General features: G+C 67.3%; 22 protein-coding genes. 11 read left to right on the top strand and 11 right to left on the bottom strand.

Translation table 11 applies throughout. The features are described from left to right. Position 1: 1 nt before the first annotated feature. The 3 genes from RW112_RS19695 to RW112_RS19685 all read right to left on the bottom strand — a co-directional run bounded on the left by RW112_RS19695 (position 2) and on the right by RW112_RS19685 (position 3,394). Positions 2 to 1,084, bottom strand: a complete 1,083-nt coding sequence (locus RW112_RS19695) for a FecCD family ABC transporter permease (protein ID WP_411709948.1) — start codon at positions 1,082 to 1,084, stop codon at positions 2 to 4. Between the two features lie 131 nt (positions 1,085 to 1,215). Then, positions 1,216 to 2,307 (bottom strand): FecCD family ABC transporter permease, encoded by a 1,092-nt coding sequence (locus tag RW112_RS19690; RefSeq protein WP_317783377.1) that lies wholly within the window; start codon positions 2,305 to 2,307, stop codon positions 1,216 to 1,218. Between the two features lie 10 nt (positions 2,308 to 2,317). Further along, on the bottom strand, positions 2,318 to 3,394 hold the full coding sequence (locus RW112_RS19685) for an iron-siderophore ABC transporter substrate-binding protein (protein WP_317783376.1): 1,077 nt from the start codon (positions 3,392 to 3,394) through the stop codon (positions 2,318 to 2,320). A gap of 231 nt (positions 3,395 to 3,625) precedes the next feature. On the opposite strand from RW112_RS19685, the gene RW112_RS19680 reads away from it, so the two are divergent. Further along, complete coding sequence (locus RW112_RS19680; protein ID WP_317783375.1) at positions 3,626 to 5,575, top strand: MFS transporter; 1,950 nt, start codon at positions 3,626 to 3,628, stop codon at positions 5,573 to 5,575. Next, positions 5,572 to 6,129 (top strand): TetR/AcrR family transcriptional regulator, encoded by a 558-nt coding sequence (locus tag RW112_RS19675; protein WP_317783374.1) that lies wholly within the window; start codon positions 5,572 to 5,574, stop codon positions 6,127 to 6,129. Before RW112_RS19680 ends, RW112_RS19675 begins: the two co-directional genes overlap by 4 nt. 126 nt (positions 6,130 to 6,255) lie before the next feature. Here the strand turns inward: RW112_RS19675 and RW112_RS19670 are convergent, their stop codons facing one another. The 3 genes from RW112_RS19670 to RW112_RS19660 are packed head-to-tail and all read right to left on the bottom strand — an operon-like array spanning position 6,256 to position 11,985. Beyond that, complete coding sequence (locus RW112_RS19670) at positions 6,256 to 9,720, bottom strand: ATP-binding protein (protein ID WP_317783373.1); 3,465 nt, start codon at positions 9,718 to 9,720, stop codon at positions 6,256 to 6,258. Beyond that, the gene (locus RW112_RS19665) at positions 9,717 to 10,535 is read right to left on the bottom strand and encodes a DUF4194 domain-containing protein (RefSeq protein WP_317783372.1); all 819 of its coding nucleotides are present in this window, start codon (positions 10,533 to 10,535) and stop codon (positions 9,717 to 9,719) included. Before RW112_RS19665 ends, RW112_RS19670 begins: the two co-directional genes overlap by 4 nt. After that, a complete protein-coding gene (locus tag RW112_RS19660; RefSeq protein ID WP_317783371.1) occupies positions 10,528 to 11,985 on the bottom strand; it encodes a DUF3375 family protein in 1,458 nt (485 codons plus the stop codon). Before RW112_RS19660 ends, RW112_RS19665 begins: the two co-directional genes overlap by 8 nt. 305 nt (positions 11,986 to 12,290) lie before the next feature. Here RW112_RS19660 and RW112_RS19655 point away from each other — a divergent pair, with 305 nt between their 5' ends. The 3 genes from RW112_RS19655 (at position 12,291) to RW112_RS19645 (ending at position 15,634) form a co-directional block, all read left to right on the top strand. Further along, positions 12,291 to 12,593, top strand: coding sequence for a hypothetical protein (locus tag RW112_RS19655; protein WP_305942716.1), 303 nt, complete (start codon positions 12,291 to 12,293; stop codon positions 12,591 to 12,593). A 64-nt stretch (positions 12,594 to 12,657) separates the two neighbouring features. Next, entirely contained in the window at positions 12,658 to 14,643 is a 1,986-nt protein-coding gene (locus tag RW112_RS19650; protein WP_317783370.1) for an acyl-CoA dehydrogenase family protein, read from the top strand. Positions 14,644 to 14,800: 157 nt separating this feature from the next. Beyond that, positions 14,801 to 15,634, top strand: a complete 834-nt coding sequence (locus tag RW112_RS19645) for a hypothetical protein (RefSeq protein WP_317783369.1) — start codon at positions 14,801 to 14,803, stop codon at positions 15,632 to 15,634. Between the two features lie 13 nt (positions 15,635 to 15,647). Here RW112_RS19645 and RW112_RS19640 read toward each other — a convergent pair whose 3' ends face one another. Further along, positions 15,648 to 16,034 (bottom strand): YchJ family protein, encoded by a 387-nt coding sequence (locus RW112_RS19640; protein ID WP_317783368.1) that lies wholly within the window; start codon positions 16,032 to 16,034, stop codon positions 15,648 to 15,650. Between the two features lie 224 nt (positions 16,035 to 16,258). On the opposite strand from RW112_RS19640, the gene RW112_RS19635 reads away from it, so the two are divergent. The 5 genes from RW112_RS19635 (at position 16,259) to RW112_RS19615 (ending at position 21,225) form a co-directional block, all read left to right on the top strand. Further along, positions 16,259 to 16,906 (top strand): hypothetical protein, encoded by a 648-nt coding sequence (locus tag RW112_RS19635; protein WP_317783367.1) that lies wholly within the window; start codon positions 16,259 to 16,261, stop codon positions 16,904 to 16,906. Between the two features lie 152 nt (positions 16,907 to 17,058). Next, entirely contained in the window at positions 17,059 to 18,132 is a 1,074-nt protein-coding gene (locus RW112_RS19630; RefSeq protein WP_317783366.1) for an aldo/keto reductase, read from the top strand. A 70-nt stretch (positions 18,133 to 18,202) separates the two neighbouring features. Continuing rightward, the gene (locus RW112_RS19625) at positions 18,203 to 19,207 is read left to right on the top strand and encodes an aldo/keto reductase family protein (protein ID WP_317783365.1); all 1,005 of its coding nucleotides are present in this window, start codon (positions 18,203 to 18,205) and stop codon (positions 19,205 to 19,207) included. A 2-nt stretch (positions 19,208 to 19,209) separates the two neighbouring features. After that, on the top strand, positions 19,210 to 20,070 hold the full coding sequence (locus RW112_RS19620; RefSeq protein ID WP_317783364.1) for an SDR family oxidoreductase: 861 nt from the start codon (positions 19,210 to 19,212) through the stop codon (positions 20,068 to 20,070). A gap of 45 nt (positions 20,071 to 20,115) precedes the next feature. Further along, complete coding sequence (locus RW112_RS19615; protein ID WP_317783363.1) at positions 20,116 to 21,225, top strand: sulfite oxidase; 1,110 nt, start codon at positions 20,116 to 20,118, stop codon at positions 21,223 to 21,225. A gap of 27 nt (positions 21,226 to 21,252) precedes the next feature. On the opposite strand, the gene RW112_RS19610 is transcribed toward RW112_RS19615, so the two are convergent. Genes RW112_RS19610 through RW112_RS19595 form a run of 4 tightly spaced genes read right to left on the bottom strand, consistent with a single transcriptional unit; the run spans position 21,253 to position 25,213 of the window. Continuing rightward, entirely contained in the window at positions 21,253 to 21,744 is a 492-nt protein-coding gene (locus RW112_RS19610; RefSeq protein ID WP_317783362.1) for a ribose-5-phosphate isomerase, read from the bottom strand. Continuing rightward, positions 21,741 to 23,525: a dihydroxyacetone kinase family protein gene (locus RW112_RS19605; protein WP_317783361.1), complete on the bottom strand. Its 1,785-nt coding sequence runs from the start codon at positions 23,523 to 23,525 to the stop codon at positions 21,741 to 21,743. The genes RW112_RS19610 and RW112_RS19605 overlap by 4 nt, the downstream gene beginning before the upstream one ends. Positions 23,526 to 23,571: 46 nt before the next feature. Further along, complete coding sequence (locus tag RW112_RS19600) at positions 23,572 to 24,348, bottom strand: SDR family NAD(P)-dependent oxidoreductase (RefSeq protein WP_317783360.1); 777 nt, start codon at positions 24,346 to 24,348, stop codon at positions 23,572 to 23,574. A 40-nt stretch (positions 24,349 to 24,388) separates the two neighbouring features. Next, complete coding sequence (locus RW112_RS19595) at positions 24,389 to 25,213, bottom strand: sugar phosphate isomerase/epimerase (RefSeq protein ID WP_317783359.1); 825 nt, start codon at positions 25,211 to 25,213, stop codon at positions 24,389 to 24,391. 195 nt (positions 25,214 to 25,408) lie between these two features. Between RW112_RS19595 and RW112_RS19590 the strand changes: the two genes are divergently transcribed. Further along, positions 25,409 to 26,746: an MFS transporter gene (locus RW112_RS19590; RefSeq protein WP_317783358.1), complete on the top strand. Its 1,338-nt coding sequence runs from the start codon at positions 25,409 to 25,411 to the stop codon at positions 26,744 to 26,746. The last annotated feature ends 10 nt before the right edge of the window (positions 26,747 to 26,756 follow it).

Here is a 26,756-nt window from a genome sequence, read left to right as displayed (position 1 = left end):
CTCAGGCATCCTTTCGGTTGGAAGTGACCAGCAGCCACAGCAGGAACGGTGCGCCCAGGGCGCCGGTGACCACGCCGACCGGCAGGACGGTGCCGTCCAGCAGCACGGGCGCGATGTTTGCGGCAAAGTAGTCCGCCGTCAGCACGATCAGTGCCCCGACGCAGGCCGACGCCGGAAGGCTGGCCTTCGCGGTGAAGCGGCGGGCGATGGGACCGGCCAGGAAGGCGACGAACGCAACCGGTCCGGCTGCCGCCGTCGCCACGGCCGCAAGCGCCACAGCCACTACCACAACGGCCAGGCGGGTGAACCCGACCCTGATGCCCAGGCCGGCGGCGGTGTCGTCGCCCAGTTCCAGGATGCGCAGGGGGCCGGACAGCGCGGCAGCGGCCGGGACGAGGACCAGGAGTGCAAGCCCCAGCACGCCGGCGCGGTCCCAGCTGGCGGAGTTGAGGGAGCCGTTGAGCCACACCAGGGCGTCGGCGGCGGTGCGGATGTCCGCCCGCGTCATGAGGAAGCTGACCACGGCGTGGAGTGCGGCGGCGATGCCCACGCCCGCCAGGATCAGCCGGCTGCCGGCGGCGCTGCCGGTTCCACCGGACCCCAGGGCCCCTGAGCCGAGGGATCCGCTGCGGGAAATCGCGTAGATGAGGGCGGCGACACCCAGTGCACCGGCGAGGGCTGCACCGGAAACCACGGCGCCGGACGCACCGAAAACAACGATTGCCGTGACGGCGGCGGCGCTGGCCCCGTAGCTGATGCCGATGACATCGGGGCTGGCCAGCGGGTTGCGGAGCATGGTCTGGAAGAGGGCCCCGGCCAGGCCGAAGGCGGCGCCGATCATGGTGCCGATCACCGCGCGCGGAAGTTTGTTTTCCATCACGATGAAGCTTGCGCCGGGGATTTTCGGGCCGCCGGTAACGTGCCCGATCAGGATTTTGAAGAAGTCCGGGATGGTCACGGTGTAACTGCCCAGCAGCACACTGACGGCGAACAGGACCACGACGGCGAACGCCAGGACTGCGGTCCGGTTCACTGTGGTGCGGTTCAGCACGGTTGTGGTCAGCACACCAGCGCGAACGGGCAGATAATGCCCTGTTTTCGCGGTTTTGAGGGCATTATCTGCCCGTTCGCGCCCGGCACCGCGCTCAGCAACAGGCCCGGCGCCGGGGGCGTTGTCACCGAGTTCGCGCCCCACGTGGGCCAGGTCAGACCTGCTCACAGCCCGGCCCCCTTCCCGCGGCGGACAAGCCACACGAAGACGGGGGCGCCGACGAGGGCCGTCATGATGCCTGCCGGGACTTCGCCGGGCAGGAGGACCACGCGGCCCAGGATATCGGCGGACAGCAGGAGCACCGGCGCCAGGACGAGGGAAAACGGCAGGATCCAGCGGTAGTCGGGGCCCGTGAGGAAGCGGACGGCATGGGGAATGACGAGCCCCACAAAGCCGATCGGTCCGGCCAGTGCCGTGGCGGAACCGCACAGCAGCACGATGCCCAGGGCGGTGATGCCGCGGACCAGGCCCACCCGCTGGCCGAGCCCGCGGGCTATGTCGTCGCCCAGTGCGAGGCTGTTGAGGATCCGGCCCGTTGCCAGCACGATGCCTGCGCCAAGAATGAGGAACGGCACCCCGGGCAGCACCACGGACCAGTCGCGCCCGGCAATGCCGCCCACCTGCCAGAACCGGAACCGGTCCAGGGTGTCCTGGCTCGAGACCAGGATGACGTTCATCAGCGAGTACAGTCCGGCGCTCAGGGCGGCACCGGCGAGGGCGAGCTTCACCGGCGTCGCACCGTCCCTGCCCAGCGAGGCGACCAGGTAAACGAGGGCGGCGGCCGCCGCAGCGCCGATGAACGCGAACCAGATGTAGCCGGTCAGCGAGGAGATCCCAAAGACGTAGATACCGGTGACCACGGCCAGCGCGGCTCCGGCGTTGACTCCCATGATGCCGGGATCGGCCAGCGGATTGCGGGCCACGCCCTGCATGGCGGCGCCCGCCAGGCCGAGAGCCCCGCCGGCAAGCAGGCCCAGGACAGTGCGCGGGATGCGCGCGTGGACCACCGCGTGGTCGCCGTTGGCCGGATCGAACCGGGCCAGCGCCTCCCACACGGTTTCGAGGGGAAGTCCGCGGGCGCCGACGGCCAGCGATACTGCAGAAACAAGAACAAGTACGACGACGGCGGCCAGCAGCCACGCGGCATGCCTTCCGGCTGCCCGCGGGGCCTTATGTGTCCGTTCGCGCTGGGCGGGACGGCTGGAAGGCGAGCTCAAAGCATGGCCCGGACCCGCCGTCGTCGTACTTGGTGTCATGGCGGGGTTCTTACTTCACTGCATCCGCTGCGCTGGCCAGCTGCGGCAGGAACGTGTCCAGCGACCACGGCAGGCTCAGGGGCGATGACGCCGAGATGGACAGCGTGAGCGTGTTGTCCGAGTCGGCCACCAGGGCACCGTTCTTGATGGCCGGGATCTGGCCGAGCAGGGGGTCGGCCTTGATGGAATCAGTGGTGGCGGCGTCAGGGACCCAGGTTACGAAGATGTCCGATTCGAGCTCGTTGGCCTTTTCAGCGGACCACGGGATGAAGAATTCCTTGGAGCCCTTCGAGTTCTCCTCGACAACGGGAGCCAGCGTCATGCCGATCTCCGAGAGGAAGCGCGGACGGTTGTCGTTGGCCGTGTAGACGTTCACGCCGTCGCTCTTGGCAGGTTCCAGGTTGCCGTAGATGAAGCTCTTGCCGGCCAGCTGCGGGTACTTGGAGACCTTGTCCTTGATGGTGGCCTCGGTGTCGGAGACCAGCTTGGCAGCCTCCGCTTCCTTGCCCAGGGCCTTGCCGATGATGCTGGTGGAATCCTGCCAGGACGTGCCGTAGGCGATTTCGGGGTGGGCGACAACCGGCGCGATTTCGCTGAGCTTCTTGTAGTCCTCTTCCGTCAGGCCGGAGTAGGCGCCCAGGATGACGTCCGGGTTGAGCTTGGCGATCTCCGTGAAGTTGATGCCGTCCGCCTCGGAGAACTGGACCGGCGCCTTCCCGGTGCCGAAGCCGGCGCCGAGCTCTTCCAGCTTGGCGTCCTTCCACGGCGTGGATCCCTTGTCATTGCCGCCCCACTCATTTTTGGGAACGCCGACCGGAACAACGCCCAGGGCAAGCGCAACATCGTCGTTGACCCAGGAAACCGTGACGACACGCTGCGGCTGGGACTCGATGGTGGTCTCACCGAAGACGTGCTTGATGGTGACGGGGAACTGCGAACTGGCTGACTGGCTCGCCGCTGCGGTGCCGGCGCCGGATGCTGCCGGACCGGTGGAGCAGGCGGTGAGTGAAAGGGCGGCGGCGGCCAGGACGGCCGTCGCAGTGCCTGCGGTCTTGAGCAGGGCGCGGCGTGGGAGAAGGGAAGCCACGGGACTCCTTAAGTAAGTGATGCGAACTCAAGTAAGGCTAGCCTATCCTTCTGTGAATTACGGAAGCTTTGCGTAACGTAATTGTCTCAATGCTCCCCGCCGGGCCAGGTCCGGGTCAAAAGTGAGGAGTCACACGGCCAAATATGTGGAGCGTTCGGGGTGAACAGTGGTTCACTCTAAAGAGAGTAAACACGCGTTCACCCCGGTGGCCAGCACACGCCAGAAGGTTCCATGACCCAATCCCGCAGCAGATCCCTGTCACCCGGCGCCATCACGGCGGTCCTCGCGCTGAGCGGAACCGTAGTGGCGCTCATGCAGACCCTCGTGGTGCCGCTCCTTCCGGATTTCCCCGGAATCCTCGGCGTGACGGCCGACGACGCCTCCTGGCTCGTCACCGCCACGCTCCTCTCCAGCGCCGTGGCCACCCCGATTGTGTCCCGCAGCGCGGACATGTACGGGAAACGCAAAATGATGGTGATCTGCCTCGCCATCATGGTTACCGGTTCGGTGGTGGCAGCCGTCGGGGGAAGTTTCCTGTGGCTCATCGTCGGCCGGGCATTGCAGGGGTTCTCCTCGGCCTTGATTCCCGTGGGCATCAGCATCATGCGTGACGAGCTGCCCAAGGAAAAGATGGGCTCCGCCGTCGCCCTGATGAGTGCCACGCTGGGCATCGGCAGCGCCCTGGGCCTCCCACTCGCCGGAGTTCTCTACGAAAGCCTGGGCTGGGAATCCATCTTCTGGGTCTCCGCTGCCGCCGGTACCCTGCTGCTCGCCGCCGTCGTCCTGGTGGTCCCCGAATCCAAAGTGCGCACGCCGGGCCGGTTCGACTACCTCGGCGCAGTGATTCTCTCCGGCGCCCTGGCGGCACTGCTCCTGGCCATCTCCAAGGGCGGCTCCTGGGGCTGGGGTTCGGAGCCGGTACTGCTGCTGTTCCTGGCCGCCGCAGTCCTCCTTGCCGCCTGGCTGCCGTACGAACTGAAGGTCAGCCAGCCGATGGTGGACCTCCGCACGTCCGGCCGGCGCCCTGTCCTGCTGACCAACCTGGCGTCCCTCCTGGTGGGCTTCGCCATGTTCGCCAACATGCTCCTGACCACCCAGCAGCTTCAGCTGCCCGCCTCCACCGGTTACGGGTTCCAGCTGAGCGTGATCACCGCGGGCCTCTGCATGGTCCCGTCCGGCCTGGCCATGGTGGTTTTCGCTCCCGTTTCTGGCGCGATCATCCGGCGTTTCGGCGGGAAGTCGGCGCTGATCGCGGGTGCCGCCGTCATGGTCGTCGGCTACGTGGGCCGCGTCTTTTTCTGGGATTCCATTGCGTCGGTGATCATCGGCTCCACAGTGGTGAGCATCGGCACCGCCATCGCCTACGCCGCGATGCCCACCCTGATCATGGGCGCCGTGCCCATCACCGAAACAGCCTCGGCCAACGGCCTCAACAGCCTGGTCCGGTCCATTGGAACCTCGACGTCGAGCGCAGCCGTCGCCGCCGTCCTCACGTCCGTGACCCTCACCGTGGGATCCGCCCGGCTGCCGTCCTTTGAGGCGTTCAAGGACGTCTTCTGGATGGCTGCCCTGGCGTCCGCCGCTTCCATGGTGGCTGCGGTGTTCATACCCCGGGCCGCGGCCGCCGCCCAGGCAGCACTCCCTGCACCCGCCGCCGAACTGGTGGTGCAGGGACGCGTCCTGACAGCCGACCGCCGACCCGTCACTCCCGCCGTCGTCACCGTCCTGCAGACCGGCGGCGAACCGGTGGACTGGAGCCGGGTGGACAGCGACGGCAACTATTCCGTGGCGCTGCCCGGCGCGGGCAAGTACCTCATGGTGGCCAATGCCGCCGGCTGGGCGCCGATGGCGGAGGTATTCGACTTTGACGGCCGCACGCTGCAGCAGAATTTCCATCTGGAGGACCGCCTGGAACTCGCCGGAACCGCGTCAGCGGACGGCGCAGTACTGCCGGACGCGGTAGTGACGCTGCTGCAGGCGTCCGGTGAACATGTGGCTACCGTGCGGACCAATTCAGCGGGCCGGTATTCGCTGCCGCTGCCCTTTGCCGGCCGCTACATCGTGACCCTGCTGCACCCGGCGACCCACCAGGCCATGGCACGGAAACTGGCGGTGGACAACCGCTCAGTGTCCGCGGACCTGGCCATGGACTCCCCGGCCGGGCAGCTGGTGGACGCATGAGCGCGGCCGGGATGTCCAGCCGGGATGCCGTCCTGGACTCCGCCGGGAGGCTGTTCGGCGAACGCGGCTACCGCGGCGTGACCGTCCGCGACATCGCCTCCGACGCCGGCGTCTCGGCGGCGCTGGTGATGAAGCTGTACGGTTCCAAGGAGAAACTGTTCGCCGCCGCCAAACCGGACGAGTCGTTGCTGTCTGAACTCGACGTCCCGGCCGCGGAGCTGGGCGCGACGCTCGTGTTCCGCGTGTTGATGCGGCGGGAGCGCGGGCTGCAGGAGCCGTGGGCCATGCTCCCGTTCAGCATCCAGGACTCCCCGACGCCCGACGCCGCCCGCGCAGACACGCGCGAACGGTACCTTGCAAGCATGGCCGGGCTCCTCGAAGACACGACGCCGGACCGGCGTTACGCTTCCACGGTGGTGGCGCTCATGACGGGTTTTGGCGAGGCTGTGCGCACGCTCGGCATGTTCGAAGGCTGGGATTTCGACGAGCTGGTGGCCCACTACGGGGCGATCGTCCAGTCCCAAATCGACGCCTGCCGGGCAGCCCGTCCCTGACAGGCCGGCCGGCACTTTCCCGAACGCTCTCTCAGATCCTGCACCCAATTCCCGGACGCTCTCTCACATCCTGGATCCGCCGAAACCCGGCAGGAAGTGAGAGAGGATCCCGCTGGGCGGGTGAGGTCAGCGCAGGACGATGTCCACCGGGTTCGCCTCGGACCTCCACTGCCCGTCGGCCCCTCCCCCGATCACGGGTGCGGTGAGCACACCGGAGCGGTTGGTGCGCTTGTCCCGCAGGATTTCCGTCACGGAGCCGAGGTGCCTGGACAGGTCGATCACGTTCTCCGGCGCCGCCAGCAGCAACTGGAAGCCGAATTCGTGCAGCGCCTTGATGCCCGCCCCGGCGAACTCCTCCGACGCGAGGACAAACGCCTCGTCCATCATCACGGTGCCGTAGGTGGTGAAGCCCTGCTCGGCGATGCCCAGCTGGTAGCTCAGGGCAGCGGCCATGATGAACGCCGTGAACCGCTGCCGCTCGCCGCCGGACATGGAGCCCGTGTCCGCGTGCATGAACACGTCGGTCCGTTTGCTGCCGCGCGGGCCCTGTACCTCGCGGTGCTCCTTGCATTGGATGAAAAGGTGCCCGCGCACGTCCAGCACCTCTGCCCGCCAGCGCCGGTCCTCCGGCGTCTGCGAGCCCAAACGCTTCACGAGCGTTTCCAGCGACTTGTAGCGGTTGGTGAGCTCGGCGTCGTCGTCCGTTTCCGGGCTGGAGGCGCCGGAACCCGTAGCCGCCGCACCTGCGGAACGCGCGGGCCGGGTGTGCCGGGTCCGCAGTGCGTTCTGGATGGCGTCCTTGAACTGCTTCGCGCTGGGCGGCAGCGTCTGTTTGATGTCCAGTTCCAGGAAGCTGCCCTCGTGGAAGTTGACCTCGGACAGGATCCCGTTCAGCGGCAGGATCCGGCTGGTGATGGACCGGCGCTCCTCGTCCAGCAGGTGCAGCAGCGTGCTGAACGATTCGTGCGTGCGCTGGTTGAAGAACTGCCGGAACTCGGCCTCCTGCGCGGGCAGGCCGTCGCTGACAATGGCGTGGTACCGGGCCTCGAACTCCCCTGCGGCGCCGATGGACGTGCCGTGGTCCGCGGAGATCGCCGTGCCCCATTCCCGCACGAACCCCTCGAACATCCGGGTGAGCCGCTCTGACGTGGCCTGGCCGCGGGACTCGGCCGCGTGCAGCTCGGCGAGGAGCCGGGTCCGCACCTGGTTGGCTACGTTGTCCAGCTCGTGCATTTCCGTGATGTCGCCAGCGCCGGCAAAGTAGGGTTCCAGCGCGGTAACGGTGGCGTCCGACGGCGGTGCCTGGCCCAGGCGCGTCCGCGCGGCGTCCAGCAGCGAATCCGCGGCGGTGAGCTGCTGGTCCAGCGCCTTGTATTCACTCTGCAGGACTGCTGCGGCTTCGGTGCTGGACTGGTGCTTCTGCCGGATCGCTTCTATGTTTGCCCGCAGCGGTTCCAGGTCGGCCTGCGCTGCGAGGGCATCCTGGAGGCGCTGCTCGATCTTCGCGAGCTCGTCCTGCGCCACCGCGGCGGACACCTGCTCCCAGGGCCGGTGGTCCTCGGCGATCCGGCGCAAGGCCTCCAGCTGGCGGGTCATTCCCTGGTGTGACTCTTCGCGGCTTTGCGCAAGTTCGGCGGCTTTGGCCAGTTCCCGCTGCAGGTCCTCCACCTGCGCGGCCACGAGCTCCAGCTTCGAGGCGTTGTCGAAGCCGAGGACGTAGTCCTGCCTGCTGGTGAAGCGGTCGTCCTTCTCCACGGTGTGGCGGTTTCGCTTGACCACACCGCCCAGGCTCAGGCCCTTGTCCAGCGCAGCGAGTTCGTTCGGGTCCTCGACGCAGGGGTAGGCGAAATCAACCGCGATCCGCTCACGGATCCACTGCCCGGCGTCGCCCGCCGTCCCGGTGGTGAGGATGTCCAGCTTGGTGAGCAGGTCGCCGTCGGCCACGTCCTCAACGGCCAGGGCGCCGCCGGCGAGCGGTTTGGACACGTCGACGGCGCGGAGCGCGCCGCGGATGGAGTGGTCGTTCAGGTAGCGGGTGACGGCCGCGAAGTGCACGCCGGGAACCAGCAGCGTGGTGGCGAGGTTCCGCAGCGCGCGTTCGGCGGCCGGCCGCCACTGCTCCTCCCCTTCGGCGAGGTCGATCAGCTCGCCGCCGAACGGCATCAGCTCCTCCGGCACGCCCGTTGCAGCGGCGATCGCGGTCCGGTTTTCAATGCTCGACGGCGGCAGCAGGGACTTGCGCGTCTTCAGCGAGACGAGTTCCTGCTGAGCCGCCGCAAGTTCGCGTTTCTTGGTGGCATGGCCGTCGAATGCCTCGAAGCGCAGCTCCTTGAGCGCTTCGGAGTCGTCCTGCAATTCGGCGGAGCGTGCGGCGGCCTGGGTGTGGGCCTGCTCCCAGCCCTCGGACGTCCACTCGAGATCGAGTCCGGCATCGGCCAGCGCCTTCCGCGCCGAGTCCTCGACCTGCTGGCGGAGCTTCAGCCCCACCCGGGCGTTTTCCAGCGACTGCTCTATCGCGGAGATCGCGTTGCCGCCCTGGTTGTTGTAGTCCGCTTCAAGCTGCCGCAGGTCCTTGGCCAGGCTGTCCCGGACCGCGCGCTCGGCGCCGAGCTCCTTGGCTTTCGACTGGGCGAGCCCCTTGAAGCGGGCCAGGGTCGTCTCGTGGACAGTTACGGCGAGCTGCTGCTTGTACGCATCGAACTCTTCGCCGGCAAGCTCGCGGAGCCGGTTCGCATCCAGCAGGGACTGCGCATATTCCTTGTTCAGGCCGGGAACCGGGGCGAGCTGGTCGCGCTGCTGGCGCACGTCCTCCAGCCGCTGGCGGATGGACATCAGGTTGCTGAATTCCTCGACGACGTCGTCCGCCGCGGCCAACGTGGCGGGCGCGTCCAGCACCTGGTCCCGGAAGAACGTGTTGACGCTGCCGCCGAGGCCCTTGCCGGCCTGGATCACGCGGAGCAGCGGCAGGGCCTGGTCCGAATTGATGCCCAGCAGGCGCCGGAACCGCTCGGCGAACGCCTTGTGCACATCGAAGACCTGGGCGTCCGGGAAGATCGCATCCAGCGCAGCCTTGGTGAAGCGCTTCTCCGCAATTCCCTCGATCGCGGCAAGGTCCAGCGGTTTGTTGTCAATCAGGTAGTACCGCCCGACGCTGGACTCCGTGCCGTTCTTTGGCAGGTCGAACAGCGCCGACACCGTCACCTTCGTGCCGGCCGCGTTATCGAACGTCAGGGCCACGGCGGACCACGTGGCACCGGGCCGCTGGAAGGCACTGGCCGAGCCTTCACCCACAGCCTTGTCCCCCACCTTGCCGCGCATGTAGGTGAACGTGGTCCGCTTGTCCTCCACGGCGCCGGAGCGCTGGGCGGCGGCCTCGTTGGACCGCGGCCTCGCATCGAAGACCCGCAGCATGGCGTCGAACAGCGTGGACTTGCCGACGCCGGAGTTGCCCGTAAGCAGGGTGCCGTTGCGGTCCACGTGCATCGTGTGGGCGCCATGGAACGTGCCCCAGTTGACCACCTGGACCAGCGCGAGCCGCATCTGGCCGGGGTTGGTGAGCTCGCCCATCGGCAGCATGGTTGCGATGCTCACTTGGTACTTCCTTCCTCGTCTTCAGTGTCGTCATCCGAGCGAACGGGATTCTCGCCGTCGAGTTCCAAAAGGGGCTCGGTGCCCGCGGGGTCTGCCGTGGCAGCTACCAGGGCTTCGATGTGGGCGGGGATGTCGCCGATGTTCTCGAAGGGCAGGGCCAGCGGGAGGGCGTTGGAGATGGTGTAGACGTCGTCGAGGCCGGTGGTGATGAGGAGCTGGCGGGCCAGGAGCTTGGTGATGGCGCGGTTGACGACGTCGGAATCGCGCAGTGCGTCCTGCTGGCCGGAAGGCTGGTAGTGGGCCACGAGCTCGGCGATTTCCTCGCGCGTAATCGTTGGATCCGTCTGGGCCGTGACATGGCGGTCCAGGAGGAGCCGCAGGCGCAACAGCACGATGGTTTCCACGCGGCTGAGTGCACGCTGCTGGCGCAGGATGCTGGAGCGGGTGCTGCCGCCGATGGCGTCCGGGTCCACCGGGCGCAGCACTGCCACCTTGCGTTCGTGGTCCAGCTGGAGGGTCAGGAACAGCTCGGAAAGGCGGCTGCGGAGGATCAGCTGGTTGTCCAGCAGTGTGGTCCAGAGCTTTTCGTCCCGGCCGCCGTCGATGTACGGGCCCTTCAACAGCTTGACGAGGGCCTGGCGGACCTTCATGGGGAGCACGCCGGTATCGCCCGGGAACAGCGCGGCGCCATCCACGAAGGTGTCCCGCGGGGTCACGGTGAAGGGGTCGGGGTGGGCATGTTCCGGGGCCGGAGGGGCTTCCGGGCTGTCCCCGTCGACGGCGGCATCCGCCGTCGTCGTAATCTCTTCAGTCATGCGAATCCTTTGTGAGGGTGACCACCGGGAGGAAAGCCTTGCGGGTGGTGCCGTCTATCTGTTCGAAGTCGATGGCATCCCAGCCGGCGCGGTCAAAGCCGGCGCCGTCCTGCAGTGCGTGGGACAGCAGCGCGCGGATGGAGTTGATGTGGCGTTCCTCCGGCGGAAGCTGCCCCCAGGCCTCCGGGAGGGTCGCGGCCCCGGCGAGCGCGGCGCGGATGGCTGCCGGTCTGGCCTTTCCGGTGCGCGGCGAGCGCACGCGGTCCGAATCGTTGAACGCGATGGGATCGGCAAGCCTGGGTGGCGTTGCGAACTCGTCCGGGTCGAAGAGCTTGACCATGGCCAACGATTCGAAGCCCGCATTGAAGAGCACCGGTCCGGGCACCAGTCCCGGGCGTTCCCGTTCGTAAGGCAGTGAGCGGATGGCCTGTTCGGCTTCACGCAGCACCTTCCGCAGCCGCACGGACTGGCGGAAATCGTCGCTCTGCACGTACGTGTTGAGGCTTTCACTGAGCTTGCCGTAGATCCGCTGGATCTGGCTGTGCTGGGTCCGGAGTTCGGCCACCAGGTTCTTCAGCGTCTCCCGGTCCTCATGGCTGAGGTCGTCCGCGAACTGGCGGCTGAGCACCTCGCCGATCGCCGAGCGGAAACGCAGCTGCTGCTGGGGATCCTCCAGGAATGCGGTGAACGAACGGAACGTCCTGCCCTCAGGGCTCTGCCGGAGCCGCTTGTCCGCCTCCAGCACCTGCGCCATGGTGGCACCCTTGCTGAGGGACTCCTCGATGATCTGGTTGCGGAGCTCGCCCACCAGTTCCTCGATCCGGTCGCGCATCTTCTTGTAGTCCGCCGGCAGGCTGGCTGCGAGGTCCAGGATGTTTCCGGCGGCCTCCACGGCCTCGTCGTCGTCCAGCAAGCCGTCGAAGTCGCCGGAGCTGATGTCTTCGATGAGCTGCTGCCGCTCCTCGATCTCGTCCTCGAGGGACTCCAGCCGGGCGGTCTGGTCCGGGTTCGTCTCATTGGCGAGCTTTTCGACGTCGCCCAGCAGTGTCCCCAGCCGGGAACCGTTCAGGGTGGAGCGTTCGCTGGAGAGGCTGTCCAGGAAGGCGAGCACGCGGGCAGCGGGCTCCGTGACTTCGTACACGATCTGCCCCGACTGGTTGCGGCGGGTCAGGAAATTCTTGCGGGTCCATTCATCGCCGAACGACTTCCCGTTGGCCATCCCGCCCAGCCCGGGGTCCTGGCGGCGGAGCTGCTCAAGGAAGGCATCGACGTCGGCATGGAACTCTTCCAGCGGAAGCTGCGGACGGGTTCGGGTGAAGGAAGCCTGCAGGACTGCGATAACCCAGGGGGCGGACCTGGTGAGCGCCCAGGCCGGCCCTTTGGTCAGGAGTTCGAGGTCCCGGAGCCGGGCACTGATCGCGTCCGAGGAGGACGGGGCGGATCGGGACACACACTCTCCTTCAGCTGCCGCAAGACTCGTCGGGCAGCGGAAAACCCGAAAACTGCCAACTACAAGGTTAACGCAGTGGGCCCGCGCGGGCAGGCCGGGCCCCCGGTGGCGGCTGCACCGCTCGCCAGTCCTGTTACGCATGTTACTGGTGGGGTTTCAGTGACCGCGCTGTGACCTACGCCCCGGTAGCATTTCGATCCCGTATCAACCCCCGCGCCACGGCACGCCGGGTCTGGTTGGCAGTGCCGCCCGCACCCTACGCTCGTGCTACTTGATCCATCCAGGCAATGACGCAGGGGGAAACCATGCAGTTCGATCTCAGCGCAGTTGAAACAGGCACTCTGGTGTTTATTGGAACACTGGTGTTTGCGATGCTGATTGTGGGTTTCATGATGACGGCCGCTTTCCTGGCCATGGTGCTCGTGGGGGTGGGCCGCTTCGCCTGGTTCATCGTCGCAGGCACCCTGCTGGGACTGGTCCACGGCATCAACCACCTGTGGGACCGGCTGGTGCACCACGCCTCCACCGTGGAACTCCCCGGCGACTTTCAGGGCCAGCCTGCCCCTAGCACGGGAACTTACCCGCGGGTAGCATTGAGGGACAGCTGAAGGGTTCTCCACCCGAGGCGGACCCAGGGCTCGAGCCGGCCACCCCGGTTAGAGGAGATGCCCCGTGAGCTCTGCCACTGACAGTCCCGCCGCCGACGTTCCCGTCGCCCCCGAAAAAATCGGGCCTGAGGCCACAGAAGCCGATGCCCGCGCCATCACCGAGGCCGCCCGGGAAAGTTCCTGGGACCGGCCCAGCTTCGCCAAGGGCTTGTACCTGGGCAGCTTCGACCTCTCGCTCATCCATCCCTGGCCTGAGGCCCGGAGCGAGGATGTGGAACGCGGCGAAGAGTTCATGGCCCGCCTCACCGCCTACTGCAGGACGATGTCCGGCCGCGTGATCGAGCGGGACGCCAGGATTCCGGACGGATACCTTGCCGGCTTGGCCGAGCTGGGCGTCTTCGGCATGAAGATCCCCCGCGAATACGGCGGCCTGGGGCTCTCCCTGGTGTACTACGGCCGGGCGCTTGCCCTCCTGGGTTCGGTGCACCCGAGCCTCGGCGCCCTGCTCTCCGCCCACCAGTCCATCGGCGTGCCGGAGCCCGTGAAGGTGTTCGGCACCGCGGAACAGAAACAGGAGTACCTTCCCCGCTGCGCCGCCGGCGCCATCACGGCGTTCCTGCTGACGGAACCGGACGTCGGAAGCGACCCCGCCCGGATGGGCAGCACCGCGGTTCCCACGGACGACGGCGACGCCTACATTCTGGACGGCGTGAAACTTTGGACCACCAACGGCGTGATAGCGGAGCTGGTGGTGGTCATGGCACTGGTGCCGCAACACACGGATTCCGATGGCACCGTCCACAAGGGCGGCATCAGCGCTTTCGTGGTGGAAATGGACTCCCCCGGCATCACGGTGGAAAACCGCAACGCCTTTATGGGGCTGCGCGGCATCGAGAACGGCGTGACGCGGTTCCACCAGGTGCGCGTACCCGCAGCAAACCGCCTTGGCCGGGAAGGCCAGGGCCTGAAGATTGCCCTCACCACCCTGAACACCGGACGGCTTTCCATTCCGGCCCTCTGCGTGGCGTCCGGCCGGTGGAGCCTGAAGATCGCCCGCGAATGGTCCAACGCCCGCACCCAGTGGGGCCGGCCGGTGGGAAGGCACGAAGCCGTGGGCAAGAAAATAGCGTTCATCGCCGCGAGTGCCTTCGCCCTGGACGCCGTGTTCGAACTGTCCGCCGAAATGGCCGACGCCGGCCAGAAGGACGTCCGGATCGAGGCCGCCCTCGCCAAGCTCTGGTCCACGGAGATCAGCTGCAGAATTGCGGACGAACTGGTGCAGATCCGCGGCGGGCGCGGTTTTGAGACGGCGGATTCCCTGGAGGCCCGCGGCGAGCGGGCGGTGCCGGCCGAACAACAGCTCCGGGACCTCCGGATCAACCGGATCTTCGAGGGTTCCTCGGAAATCATGAAGCTCCTGATTGCCCGTGAAGCCGTGGATGCGCACCTGGCCGCCGCCGGGGACCTGGCCTCCGCGGAGGCCAGCCTTTCCGACAAGGCGAGGGCCGCCGTCGGCGCTTCAGGCTTCTACGCGAAGTGGCTGCCCAAGCTGGTGGCGGGCGCCGGGATGGACCCGCGGTCCTACACGGAATTCGGCAGGCTTGCCAAGCAGCTGAGGTTCGTTGAGCGGTCCTCGCGCCGGCTTGCCCGGCAGACGTTCTACGGGATGGGCCGCTGGCAGGCCAAGCTGGAACACAAGCAGGCGTTCCTGGGCCGGATTGTGGACATCGGCGCCGAGCTGTTCGCCATGGCGGCGTGCTGCTCGCGGGCCGAAGGCTTGCTTCACACCTCACCCGAGCAGGCAGGCACCGCCTATGAGCTGGCCGAAGCCTATTGCGAGCAGGCGCGCGTCCGCGTTGACGAATACTTCGACCAGCTGTGGCGGAACACCGACGACGCCGACCGCGAACTGACGGAGAAGGTGCTCGCCGGCGACTACACCTGGCTGGAGGCCGGCGTCCTGGACCAGTCCGAAGGCACCGGACCATGGATCGCCGATGCGTCCCCCCGGGCGTCCGTGAAGGAGAACCTGCATCGCAAATACCGCTGATTCACGCCGTTTTTCGACCCGCCGGAGATGCTAAGCACCCTTGCTACCACTGCCATGGCGTGGTTAGGTGGACGTAGGACCACCATGCACGTCTCCGCATAGCGGTGGCCCGCCCAAGCAATGGGCGCGGTTCAATCGATGAAAGCGAGAACGCCTGATGAGCAGCACAGTAGGGCCCGAAGACAGACAGTCGCGACGCGCCGCACGCGCTGAGGGCGCCGACAGCGTCGACGCCACACGGATGGACGGCGGCCGCGTCGAAGACAGGCTGGAGGGCCGGCGCAGCTACGCTGACGCCCCGCAGGCCAGCCGCGATTACGACGCCGGCACGGATTACGACGACGACACCCGCGCCTACGCGGTGCCGCCCACGGGCGGACACGCCCTGGCAGCCGACCCGACTGCCGCCACCCGCGAGACCGTGGTTGCCCGCGAAAAAGAGCAGTTCGGCGGGATCAAGATCGGTTCCGCCTTCTTTGGCTGGCTGGCCGCGACGGGAATGGCCGTCCTGCTGACGGCCTTGGTCGCAGCTGCCGGAACTGCCGTGGGGCTCGCCACCAGCACGGACGTGAACGAGGCAGTGAACCAGGCCTCCTCCGACCAGAGCGTGGGCCTGGTGGGGATCATCGTGCTGCTGGCCATCCTCTTTGTGGCCTACTACTGCGGCGGCTACGTTGCCGGCCGCATGGCGCGGTTCAACGGTGCCAAGCAGGGCTTCATGGTGTGGATCTGGGCCGTGATCTTCGCAGTGGTTGTTGCAGTGCTGGCGATGATCGCCGGCGAGCGCTTCAACATCCTGGCCAGCCTGAACAGCTTCCCGCGCATCCCGGTGAATGAGGGACAGCTGACCACCACCGGCATCATCGCCGCCGTCGTCGTGGCCGTCGTGGCCATGATCGGGGCCGTACTGGGCGGCCTGGCCGGAATGCGTTTCCATCGCAAGGTGGACCGGGCCGGCTTCACGCCGGTGGAGGCTGACGCTGACCGGTAAAGCATGACCGGACCTAGGGCATGATGGCGTCGAGGTAGTACCAGCGGCGGTCCACGCGCACGAACCTGCTGGTTTCGTGGTGGACCCCCCGTTCTCCGTCATGCCGGAAATGGGCCTTGAACTCCACGGTCCCCTCCGAATCCAGGGGTCCGCCGCGGCCGGTGGAAACGATGTCCAGGCGGCGCCACTGCATGGCCGGATCGAGTTCGAGTTCCGCAGGCCGCGTGTCCGGATGCCAGGTGCGGAGCAGGTAGGCGGCATCCTGCACCACAAAGGCGCTGTACCGGGAACGCATGAGCTGCTCCGCCGTAGGGGCATCTGCGTCGCCGCGATGGAACCGGCCGCAGCAGTCCGCATACTGCTCACCGGACAGGCACGGGCAGTTTCCGTTGTGGGGCACAGGTGGTCCTTTCGGGATGGCTGGCGGGCCCCGACAGGGGCGCTTCCGACTATAGGGCCAGACCGAACGAAACGGGCGTGTCATATCCGGTAACAGCTTCGACACAACCCCGGCACGGCGCCCGCTGCGGGCGTGTTGCCCGGCAAAAGTCCGTATTGTTAAGGGGTGCCGATCGCCGGGTATGACTTCCCGTGCACAGGCGCTGCAGGCGTGAGGAGAGGTAAATGGGAGATCCCACCACCATTGCCCTGAACCTGACCTTTTTTGGCACGCTCGGTGTGGCCTTCGTCATGTTCATCGGACTGTTCCTGGTTTTCGTGGCCACGCTGCTGATTGCAGGGCTGGGCCGGCTGGTCGGCGTCACCGTGATGGCGCTCGTCGGGCGCCGCCCTGCGAGGCCTTCCCGCCCCGCCGTGTCCTCCCGTCCCACTGAGTCCTTCCGTCCCGCGGTGCAGTCCGGGAAAACCCCGGCCCGCGCTCCACGCCCACCCAAACCGCAAGTCCATCAGGCGCGCGCAGGGGCCGTCCGGCGCGAAGCCCCGGCACTCTCCGGGGATTGGGCTGCGGCCGTTGCCCGCGCCGATGCCCGTGCCGCCGCCCGCGCCAAGGCCGCAGCAGCGCCCGAAGTGAAGGTCACCGTCCGCGATCTCCCCAGCCCGGATGCCCCGGTGGAAGAGGTCAAGGCAATAGCGCCCCTGGTGGAGTCCGCCACGGACCAGCACGACACGGTCAAGGCCATTCCGCGTTCCTTCGAAAAGCCCCCGGGACCCGGGCGGATGGCCATGCTGGACACCGGCTCCCTGGTTTCCCTGGCCGGGCATCCCGGCGCCGTGAAAGGCACGCTCCCGGCGGAGCACCGCCGCGCGGGCTGATTCACAATTCGTCATTGACGCCCGCTGCGTTACTCCGCACTACGCAGCACTAAGAAGTGCTTCACCCGGCGGCCTCCGAACGACCACTTTTGGGTAGCCTCATGACGATCCACAGCAATCAGCCGTGGGAGTCAAGCGTGAGGAAACCGGGAATGAGCCTCAACCAGCTACGGGTGTTCGGGCGCAGCGGGACACTGATCAGTCCGCTCACGTTGGGCACCATGAACTTCGGCGAGGGCGCCGCGGCAGCCCCGGACGGTTCGGGCGCCTCGGCCCAGGGCTATGCGCCCACTGGCGCCGATGAAAGCATCCGCATCATCCACGCGGCGCTGGATGCCGGCATCACCGCAGTGGACACGGCCGACGTCTACTCCCAGGGGCAGAGCGAGCAGGTGGTGGGCCGAGCACTCAGGGGCCGCCGCGACGACGTCTTCATCGCTACTAAATTCCACGGCCAGATGAGTGCCAACCCGGCGCACTCCGGCAACTCAAGGCGCTGGATCATGCAGGCAGTGGAGGGCAGCCTCCGCCGCCTGCAGACGGACCGGATCGATCTTTACCAGGCACACCGTCCGGACTACAACACCGACGTCCTGGAAACCATCACGGCACTGAACGACCTCATCCGCCAGGGAAAAATCCTCTACTACGGAACGTCCGTGTTTACTCCGGCGCAGCTGGTGGAGGCCCAGTGGCTGGCCACCACCAACCACCTCATTCCGCCCGTGGCCAACCAGGTCCCCTATTCGATGCTGGTCCGCGGCACCGAACGCGATGTCCTTCCGATCGCCCAGCAGTACGGCCTGGGCGTGCTGGCTTACGGACCGCTGGCCGGCGGCTGGCTGTCCGGGAGTTTTGTCCTGGACGCCGGGAAGCCGCCCACGCGGGTCCACTCCCTCCCGGGCCGGTACGACATCTCCGGCCCGGCGAGCGAACGGAAGCTGCTCGCCGCTGATTCCCTGGCCCGGCTGGCGGACAAGCTCGAACTGCCGCTGGTGGACCTGGCGGTCGGTTTCGCGCTGAACCATCCTGCCGTCAGCAGCGTAATTGTGGGCCCCCGGAGTGAGGAGCATCTGCGGGCCTACCTGAAAGCCGCGGACACAGTGCTGGACGAAGCCGTCCTGGACGCGATAGACGAACTGGTGCCGCCCGGCACCAACTTTGTGGAGCGGGACGCCGGCGCCGTGGTCCCCTCCCTCGAGTATGCGGAACTGCGACGGCGATAAGACGGCAATAAGGGAGGCAGTCCGAGGAAAGCCCTTACCCTGAGCAACCAAGTGGGCTACGGTGAAAACCATGGAATTCAGATACCTTGGCAACAGCGGCTTCAAGATCTCCGAAATCACCTTCGGCAACTGGCTCACGCACGGCTCCCAGGTGGAGAACGATGTGGCCACCCAGTGCGTGCGGGCGGCGCTGGACGCTGGAATCAGCACCTTCGACACCGCCGACGTCTATGCCAACACGGCGGCAGAGAAGGTCCTGGGCGAGGCATTGAAGGATGAGCGCCGCGAGTCCCTGGAGATCTTCACCAAGGTGTTCGGCCCCACCGGGCCCAAGGGCCACAATGATGTGGGGTTGTCCCGGAAGCACATCATGGAGTCCATCAACGGTTCGCTGACGCGCCTCCAGACCGACTACGTGGACCTGTACCAGGCGCACCGCTACGACTATGAGACGCCACTGGAAGAGACCATGCAGGCCTTCGCGGACATTGTCCGGCAGGGCAAGGCGCTGTACATCGGCGTGAGCGAGTGGACTGCCGACCAGATCCGGGACGGCCATGCCCTGGCCAAGGACCTGGGATTCCAGCTGATCTCCAACCAGCCGCAGTATTCCATGCTGTGGCGGGTCATCGAAGCCGAAGTAATCCCCGCCTCCGAAGAGCTCGGCCTCTCCCAGATCGTCTGGTCCCCCATGGCCCAGGGTGTGCTGAGCGGCAAGTACAAGCCGGGGAAGCCCGCCCCGGAGGGCAGCCGGGCCACGGATACCAAGGGCGGTGCCCGGATGATCGAACGGTGGATGTCCGACGAAGTGCTCAGCGGCGTGCAGCAGCTCAAGCCGATCGCGGCGGAAGCCGGCCTCACCATGGCCCAGCTGAGCATCGCGTGGGTGCTGCAGAACAAGAACGTTGCCTCCGCCATCATGGGCGCCTCCCGTCCCGAACAGATTGCCGGCAACGTCGCGGCCGCCGGCGTGAAGCTGGACCAGGGGATCATGGACAAGATCGATGACGCCATCGGGTCCCTGGCTGAGCGCGACCCGGGCCAGACCAAGTCACCGGCATCCCGGGAAGCCTAACCGTGGCGCCCGGTTCCCTGCCCGATCTGGCTGTCACGGGATCCAGCGGACATCTGGGCGGACTGGTCGCCAGGATCCTTGCCGACGCCGGGCAGCCGCAGCGGCTGCTGGTGCGCGACGCCGCGCGGGCACCAGACCTTCCGGGCGCCGTTCCGGTGGTGTCCACGTATGCGGACCCCGAGCTGGCCGGGACCTCTCTGGCCGGGGTGAAAACGCTGCTGATGGTGTCCGCTGCGGAAGCCGAGGACAGGCTCCGGACGCATTACGCCTTCGTGGATGCGGCAGCGGACGCCGGGGTTGAGCACATCGTGTACACGTCCTTTTTCGGCGCCTCCGCGAACTGCACCTTCACACTGGGCCGGGACCACTACGCCACCGAGGAACGCATCAAGGCCTCCGGAATGAACTACACGTTCCTGCGGGACAACCTGTACCTCGACTTCCTGCCGCTCATGGTGGGAGAGGACGGCGTGATCCGCGGCCCCGCGGGCGACGGCGTGATGGCGGCCGTGACCCGCGGGGACATCGGCCGGTGCGCGGCGGCGGTGCTGGCCGCTCCGGAGATGCACGTGGGACGAACCTACGACCTGACCGGCCCGGAGGACCTTTCGCTGCAGCGGGCTGCCGAACTCCTCACCGCGGGCACGGGCCGGACCATCAGCTACCACTCCGAAACCGTGGAGGAGGCCTATGCCTCCCGGGCCTCCTTCGGCGCGCCGGACTGGCAGCTGGACGCCTGGGTGAGCACCTACACGGCGATTGCCAACGGCGAACTGGCCGGCCCGACGTCGGACGTTCGAGTCCTCACGGGCAGGGAACCGCAGGGGCTCGCGGACTTCCTCCAAGAGGCGCATCACCTCTAGGGGCTGCCGCTTGACGCCCCGGCAGCGGCGGCGTAGACCAGTGCCATGACGAAGCAGATTTCCCGGCGCCGTCAGTCCGCGAAGCCCTCGGCGCATGCAGGAGAACCTACGCACGGCCCGCTCACCGCAGAGGAACTGCAGCTGGCGGTCCGGAACCACTCGATGCCGCTGGAAGCCTTGCGGGAGGACACCACACCGCCCGGGCTCCACTACGTCCTGACCCATTTCGACATCCCGTTCATCGACGCGGACTCATGGCACCTGAGGATCGGCGGCGCGGTGCAGCGGGCGGTTGAGATCAGCCTCAGGGCCCTCCGCCGGGACCCGAGCATCAGCATTCCGGTCACGCTGGAGTGCGCCGGCAACGGCCGCTCCCTGCTGCATCCGCGGCCGCTGAGCCAGCCGTGGCGGCTCGAAGGCGTGGGAACGGCGGAGTGGACCGGCGTTCCGCTGGCCTACCTCCTGGCCCAGGCGGGCGTTGACGACGACGCCGTCGAGGTGGTGTTCACGGGCGCTGATACCGGGATCCAGGGCGGAGTCAGGCAGCAGTATGCGCGAAGCCTGCCCATCAAGGAGGCTATGCGCCCCGACATCGTCCTGGCGTACGAGATGAACGGCCGCGAACTGCCGCCGCAGCACGGCTACCCGCTGCGGCTGGTGGTGCCCGGCTGGTACGGCATGGCCAGCGTCAAATGGCTGGAATCCATCCACGTGGTGACCCACCCCTTCGAGGGGTTCCAGCAGGCAGTGGCGTACCGCTACCAGAAGGACGCGGACGACGCCGGCACTCCGGTCTCGCGGATCAGGGTCCGTTCGCTGATGATCCCGCCGGGCATCCCGGACTTCTTCACCCGCAGCAGGGTCCTGTCCCCCGGCCCCGTCATGCTCCAGGGCCGGGCCTGGTCCGGTGAAGGCTCCGTGGTCCGGGTGGAGGTGGGGATCGACGGAAAGTGGGTGCCCGCGCATCTGGGACATCCGGCCGGACCGTTTGCCTGGTGCGAATGGACGCTGCCGTGGGTGGCGGACCGGGGCGAGCACGAGCTCGCCTGCCGGGCCACCGACGCCACCGGATCAGTGCAGCCGCTGGAGCAGGCCTGGAACTACCAGGGCATGGCCAACAACGTGGTGCAGCGCGTGAAGGTGACCGTCGAGTAGCTGCCGGCCAGTCCCCAAACAGCCCGCTTAGCAGCCTTCGAAGTCGGTCAGCACTTTGACCTTGCCCGCCGACGCGGATGCGGGGTCGAAGGTGTAGCCCAGCCATTCCCGGGCCAGCCTGCGGGCAAGTTCCACGCCCACCACGCGCTGGCCCATGGTGAGCACCTGGCAGTCGTTGGAGAGTACCGAACGCTCCACCGAGAACGAGTCGTGGGCCGTGGCTGCCCGGATCCCGTCCACCTTGTTCGCGGCGATGGCCACCCCGATTCCGGTGCCGCAGAACAGGATGGCCCGGTCCGCAAGGCCGTCCTTGATCATCTCCCCGGCGGCAATCCCCACGTAGGGGTACGGAGTGGTGAACTGCTCGGGGGCGTCGCTGCGGTTGACGCCGATGTCGATGATCTCGGTGACCCGCGGATCGTTCCGCAGGTCCTCCGCGATCCGGTCCTTGTAGTCCACGCCGGCTTCGTCGGCGCCCAGGATGAGTCGAATGCCCATGGGCTGTCCTTCCATTGTCATGACGGTGTTCCTGCGGTCCGGCGGCCTGCCGCCGCCGCTTCGGCTGAAACAGGGGCGGCAAGGTGCGGACCCATGACGGTGAAGATCATGGCCAGGGAGGTTGCCCCGGGGTCCGCGGTGCCCACGCTCTTTTCGGCGAGCGGCCGGGCGCGGCCTTTGAGCGGGCGCAGTGAGGCGGTGGCGGCCGCCGCCGTTGCTGCTGCGGCGGCGGCTTCGGCCCACGCCGCTGCGACGGGCTGTTCGCCGTGTCCGCCGCCGTCAGCCACCCGCCGGCTGAACGTTTCGGCGAAGGGCAGCAGGGCGTCCACCATGGTCTTGTCCCCGGTTTCCGCCTTGCCGAGGCCGGTGATCCGTGCCGCGAACGCCGTGACAGCGGATGCCAGGTCCGATGCTCCCGGAACGTGCCGGTCGCCGAGGGCTTCGCCGAAGGACCTCAACCCGGCTCCCCACAGCACGCCCGAGGTTCCGCCGGCTTTGTCAGCCCAGGCGTCCCCGGCGGCAGCCAGGACGGCGCCGGCTCCGGCGCCGCGGGCAGCGGCGTCCCCGGCTGCGGCCACGGCCGCGTCGATGCCGCGGACCATCCCGCGTCCGTGGTCTCCGTCTCCGGCGACGGCGTCCATGTCGCCCAGGCGGGCTTCGGCGCCGTGCAGGGAATCACGGGCGGCAGCCAGTGCTGTAAGGCAGCTCGCCGCATAGCCGCGCGACTCTTCAGTGGCCTCGAACGCATCCGGTGCGGCGGCGCCGTCGGACACTTCCTCCGCCATCCGGCCACCGGGCTCGAGGGCGGCATTGCCCCTCCGGTACGCCGGCGTCTCGGCCGGTGCGGTCCACAGCGGTTCCAGTTCGTCGTCCAGCCAGGTGATCGTGAGGGAGACGCCGGACATGTCCAGGCTGGTGACCAGTTCACCCACCTCCGGCATCACCAGCGTGTAGCCGGCGGCGCGGAGCAGCGGGGCAATGGTGAGCCAGAGGACAAAGAGTTCCTCGTGCTTGGTGGAACCGAGGCCGTTGAGGATGACGGCGATGCGGTCGCCGGCTCCGTGCGGGGTCTCGGCCAGCAGCCGGGAGACGAATTCCTGGCCCAGCTCTTTGGCGGGCGGCAGATCGGTGTCGAACAGGCCGGGCTCGCCGTGGATGCCCAGGCCCAGGCCCATCTGCCGGTCCTTGAGGGTGAACAGCGGGGTTTCGGCGCCCGGGAAGGTGCAGCCGTGGAAGGCGCTGCCGATAGTGCGGGTCAGGCTGTTGGCTTTGCGGCCAAGACGTACGACGTCGGCCAGGTCCGCACCTGCTTCGGCCGCCGCACCCATGATCTTGAAGACGGTGAAGTCGCCCGCGATGCCGCGGCGTTTCTCCGATTCCGACGGCGGAGCACTGGCGACGTCGTCCGTCACGAGGACGTTTTCCACCAGGATGCCCTCTGCTGCCAGCCGTTCGCTGGCCATCCCGAAGTTCAGGACGTCCCCGGCGTAGTTGCCGTAGGTGAACACGACGCCGGCACCCGAGTCCGCGGCCTTGGCCACGGCATAGGCCTGCTGCGCGGAGGGCGAGGTGAAGATGTTGCCCACCACGGCGCCGTCGGCCAGTCCCGTGCCGATCAGGCCGGCGAAGGCCGGGTAGTGGCCGGACCCGCCGCCGGCGAGGACTGCGACTTTGGGCTTGGCAGGGCGCCGGCGGCGCACGGCCCCGCCGGGCACCTGCCGAACCAAGTCTGCGTGGACGTCGCAGAACCCGGCAAGGGCTTCCTCGGCGAAGTCGGAAGGATCGTTGAAAATTCTGGTCATGGTGGGCTCTCTGGGCTGCGCTCGGTCTCCTGGATGGCGGAGGCTGCTAGTGGATGTGGCTTCCGCCGTTGATGTCGATGGTGGTTCCCGTGAGGTAGGCCGATTCTTCGGAGGACAGGAACGTGATGACGGCGGCAATCTCTTCCGTGGTGGCGTTGCGTCCCAGCGGGATGCCGGCGTTGATGGCGGCTTCCTGCTCTTCGGTGCTGCCTACGCGGATGTTGGTGTCCACGGCGCCCGGGGTGATGGCGTTGACGGTCACCCCGGTGGCACCGATTTCGCGGGCCAGGGCCTTGGTGAAGCCGAGGATGGCGGCCTTCGCGGCGGAGTAGGGGACCTTGCCGAACACGCCGCCGCCGCGCTGCGCGGAGACCGAGGACATGTTGACGATCCGGCCCCAGCCGCTGGCGATCATGTCCGGCAGGAACGCCTTGGTGACCAGGTAGGTGCCGGTGGCGTTCACGTCCATCACCTTGTGCCAGAGTTCCAGGGTGGTTTCCAGGAACGGCACCGGCGAGGTGATGCCGGCGATGTTGGCCAGGGCGCCCACGGCGGGAAGGTTGCCGGCGCTGACCTCGGCGGCGACGGCCTGGTAGGCGGCGTTGACGGATGCTTCGTTGGCAACGTCGATCTCGTGGCCAAAGGCGGGAACGTTGAACTCATTGCTGATTTCGGCGGCAACCTTGGCGGACTTCTCGCCGTCGAGGTCCAGGATCACCACCGCCCAGCCCTGGCTGGCGTAGCGGCGTGCGGTGGTGATCCCGATGCCGCGGTCCGAGGTGGCCCCGGTGAGGACGACGGTGCGCTGGATGGTGCTGGTCATGGTGATGCTCCTTGGATTGCCTGGTGTGTGTTTGGTGGAATCAGATGAGGTCGGTGATGAAGCTGGCTGCCTTGGCGGCGGCGGCCGGGCGTTCGTCATGCGTGACGTCCCGGGTTTCCAGTTCCAGCGAGAAGTGGCCGGCGTAGCCGCGGGCCGCGAATGAGCGCAGTCCGGCGGCAAAGTCCGCCTGGCCGTTTCCGATGCTGAGGTTGATGTTGCCCGGGACAGCGTCCCTGAGGTGGACGTGGGTTATGCGGCCGTCATGGCGTTCGAGGTATTCCAGCGGGTCCTCGCCGGCGGCAACGATGTGGCTGAAGTCCATGACGATTCCGACGCCGGAGCCGGCCAGCCGCTGGGCCAGCTGTTCGGCGCGTTCCAGGTTCCAGCAGAACCTGAGGAAGTGCAGGGATTCGGTCCAGAGTTCGACGCCGAATTCAGCCGCGCGCTGCCCGGCGTGGATGAGCTGGGCGACGATGGTGTCCAGGTCCTCGTCAATGCTCCGGACGGGATCGTGTCCCAAGGCACCGCACGGGAGGACCAGGGCTTTCGCTCCAATATTTGCCGTGAGCGTGAGCAGCGCCTCGAGGTGCCGTTCGCGGTCCGCCTGCCGGCCGGCGTCGAGCACTGCATTGAGGTCCCCGATATCCCCGTTGACCGAGCGGACGCGCAGCCCGGAGGCGGCAACGTCCGCGGTGACGGCGCTGACGGCGTCCGCATCCAGTTCATAGGGAACGTGGTCGCAGACGCCCGGCAGGGCGCCCAGGTCTATTTCCTCGAAGCCCAGGCCGCTGATGGTCCGCAGGGCGGTGCCCAGGTCCTGATGGCGGAAGCTGATGGACGAGCAGCCGAGTCGGGAGTTGAACATCTTCGTTGATCCTCTAGTCGTGCCCGGGGGCGGTGGTGATGGAGACCACATTACTTTCGTTAACTGTCAACAGTCAACCCTTGAAGTTGACTGTTGACAGAGTGAATGACGCAGGTCACACTTGTCGTATCAGTTGTTAACAGTCGACAGTGTCGGAGCGGAAGCGCCAGTCACTCTTCGAAAGGGAATCCAGCAATGAGCAATGAAGCTCTGAAGATGCGCGGCCACGTGCATGGCACCAAGGACGCGAAGCGCGTCGCGATCGGCTCCGGTGTTGGCGCCGTCATCGAGACGTATGACTTCATCGGCTTCGGCACTGCCGCGGCCCTGTACTTCGGTACGGCGTTCTTCCCCACCGGCGATCCGGTGACGGGCACGCTGGCCGCGTTCGCCACGCTGGGCGTTGGCTTTGCCGCCCGCCCCATCGGCGGCATCATCGGCGGCCACCTGGGCGACAAGGTGGGCCGCAAGCCCGTCCTCGTGGCCTCACTGATCCTCATGGGCGTGGCCACGTTCCTCATCGGCCTCCTTCCCACCTACGAGCAGGTGGGCCTGCTGGCTCCCGCACTGCTGGTGTTTGTCCGCGTCGTCCAGGGCCTGGCCTTCGGCGCCGAATGGGGCGGCGCCATTCTGATGAGCTACGAGCACGCACCCTGGAAGTCCAAGGGCAAATACACCGGCATTGTCCAGGCCGGCTTCCCCGTTGGCCTGCTCCTGGCCAACCTCGTCTTCCTGGTCAGCGTGAACCTGGGTGGCGAACTCGCCTGGCGCGTTCCGTTCCTGGCCAGCATCGTGCTCGTCGCAGTCGGCCTGATCATCCGCTCCAAGGTGCCCGAGTCCCCGGTCTTCGACGAGGTCAAGGAAAGCGGCTCGATCGTCAAGTCCCCCATCATTGAGGTCATCAAGACCGACTGGCGCAGCATCGTCCGCGGCATCGGCCTGCGCATCGCCGAGACCGCCGGCTACGCCGTCTCCATCACCTACATGATTTCCTACCTCCACACCCAGCAGCTCGCCGACAAGACCCAGACCCTCGTGGCCCTCTGCATCGCGTCCTTCATCGGCATCTTCGCCACCATGGCCTGGGCCCGCCTCACCGACAGGGTCGGCCGCCGGCCCCTCTATGTCTGGTCCACAGCCTTCGCACTCCTGTTCGGCATCCCCATGTTCCTGCTGGTCAACACCGGAATGTTCATCTTCATCATCGCCACCATCGTCATTTCCTACGCCGTCTGCCAGAACTCCCTGGCCGGCGCCCAGGGCCCGTGGTTCCCGGAGCTGTTCCAGGCCAAGACGCGCTCCTCCGGAGCCTCACTGGCATACCAGATCTCCGCCATGGTCTCCGGCTTCACGCCCTTCGTCACCACCCTCCTCTTCGTAGCCCTGGGCTGGATGGGCCCCGCCCTCCTCTTCAGCTTCTACGCCGCCATCGGCCTCTGGGCCGCCCTCGTCACCCGGGAAACCTGGGGCAAGCGCGAGCGGCAGCTCGCGGATGAGGCCACCAAAAGCACCCCCCAGTCGGTGAACGCCTGATGACCGCCAC

Origin of the sequence: Arthrobacter sp. B10-11 (assembly GCF_033142195.1) — a bacterium.
Classification (GTDB): Bacteria; Actinomycetota; Actinomycetes; order Actinomycetales; family Micrococcaceae; genus Arthrobacter; species Arthrobacter oryzae_C.
This window is presented reverse-complemented; position numbering and strand designations above follow the sequence as displayed.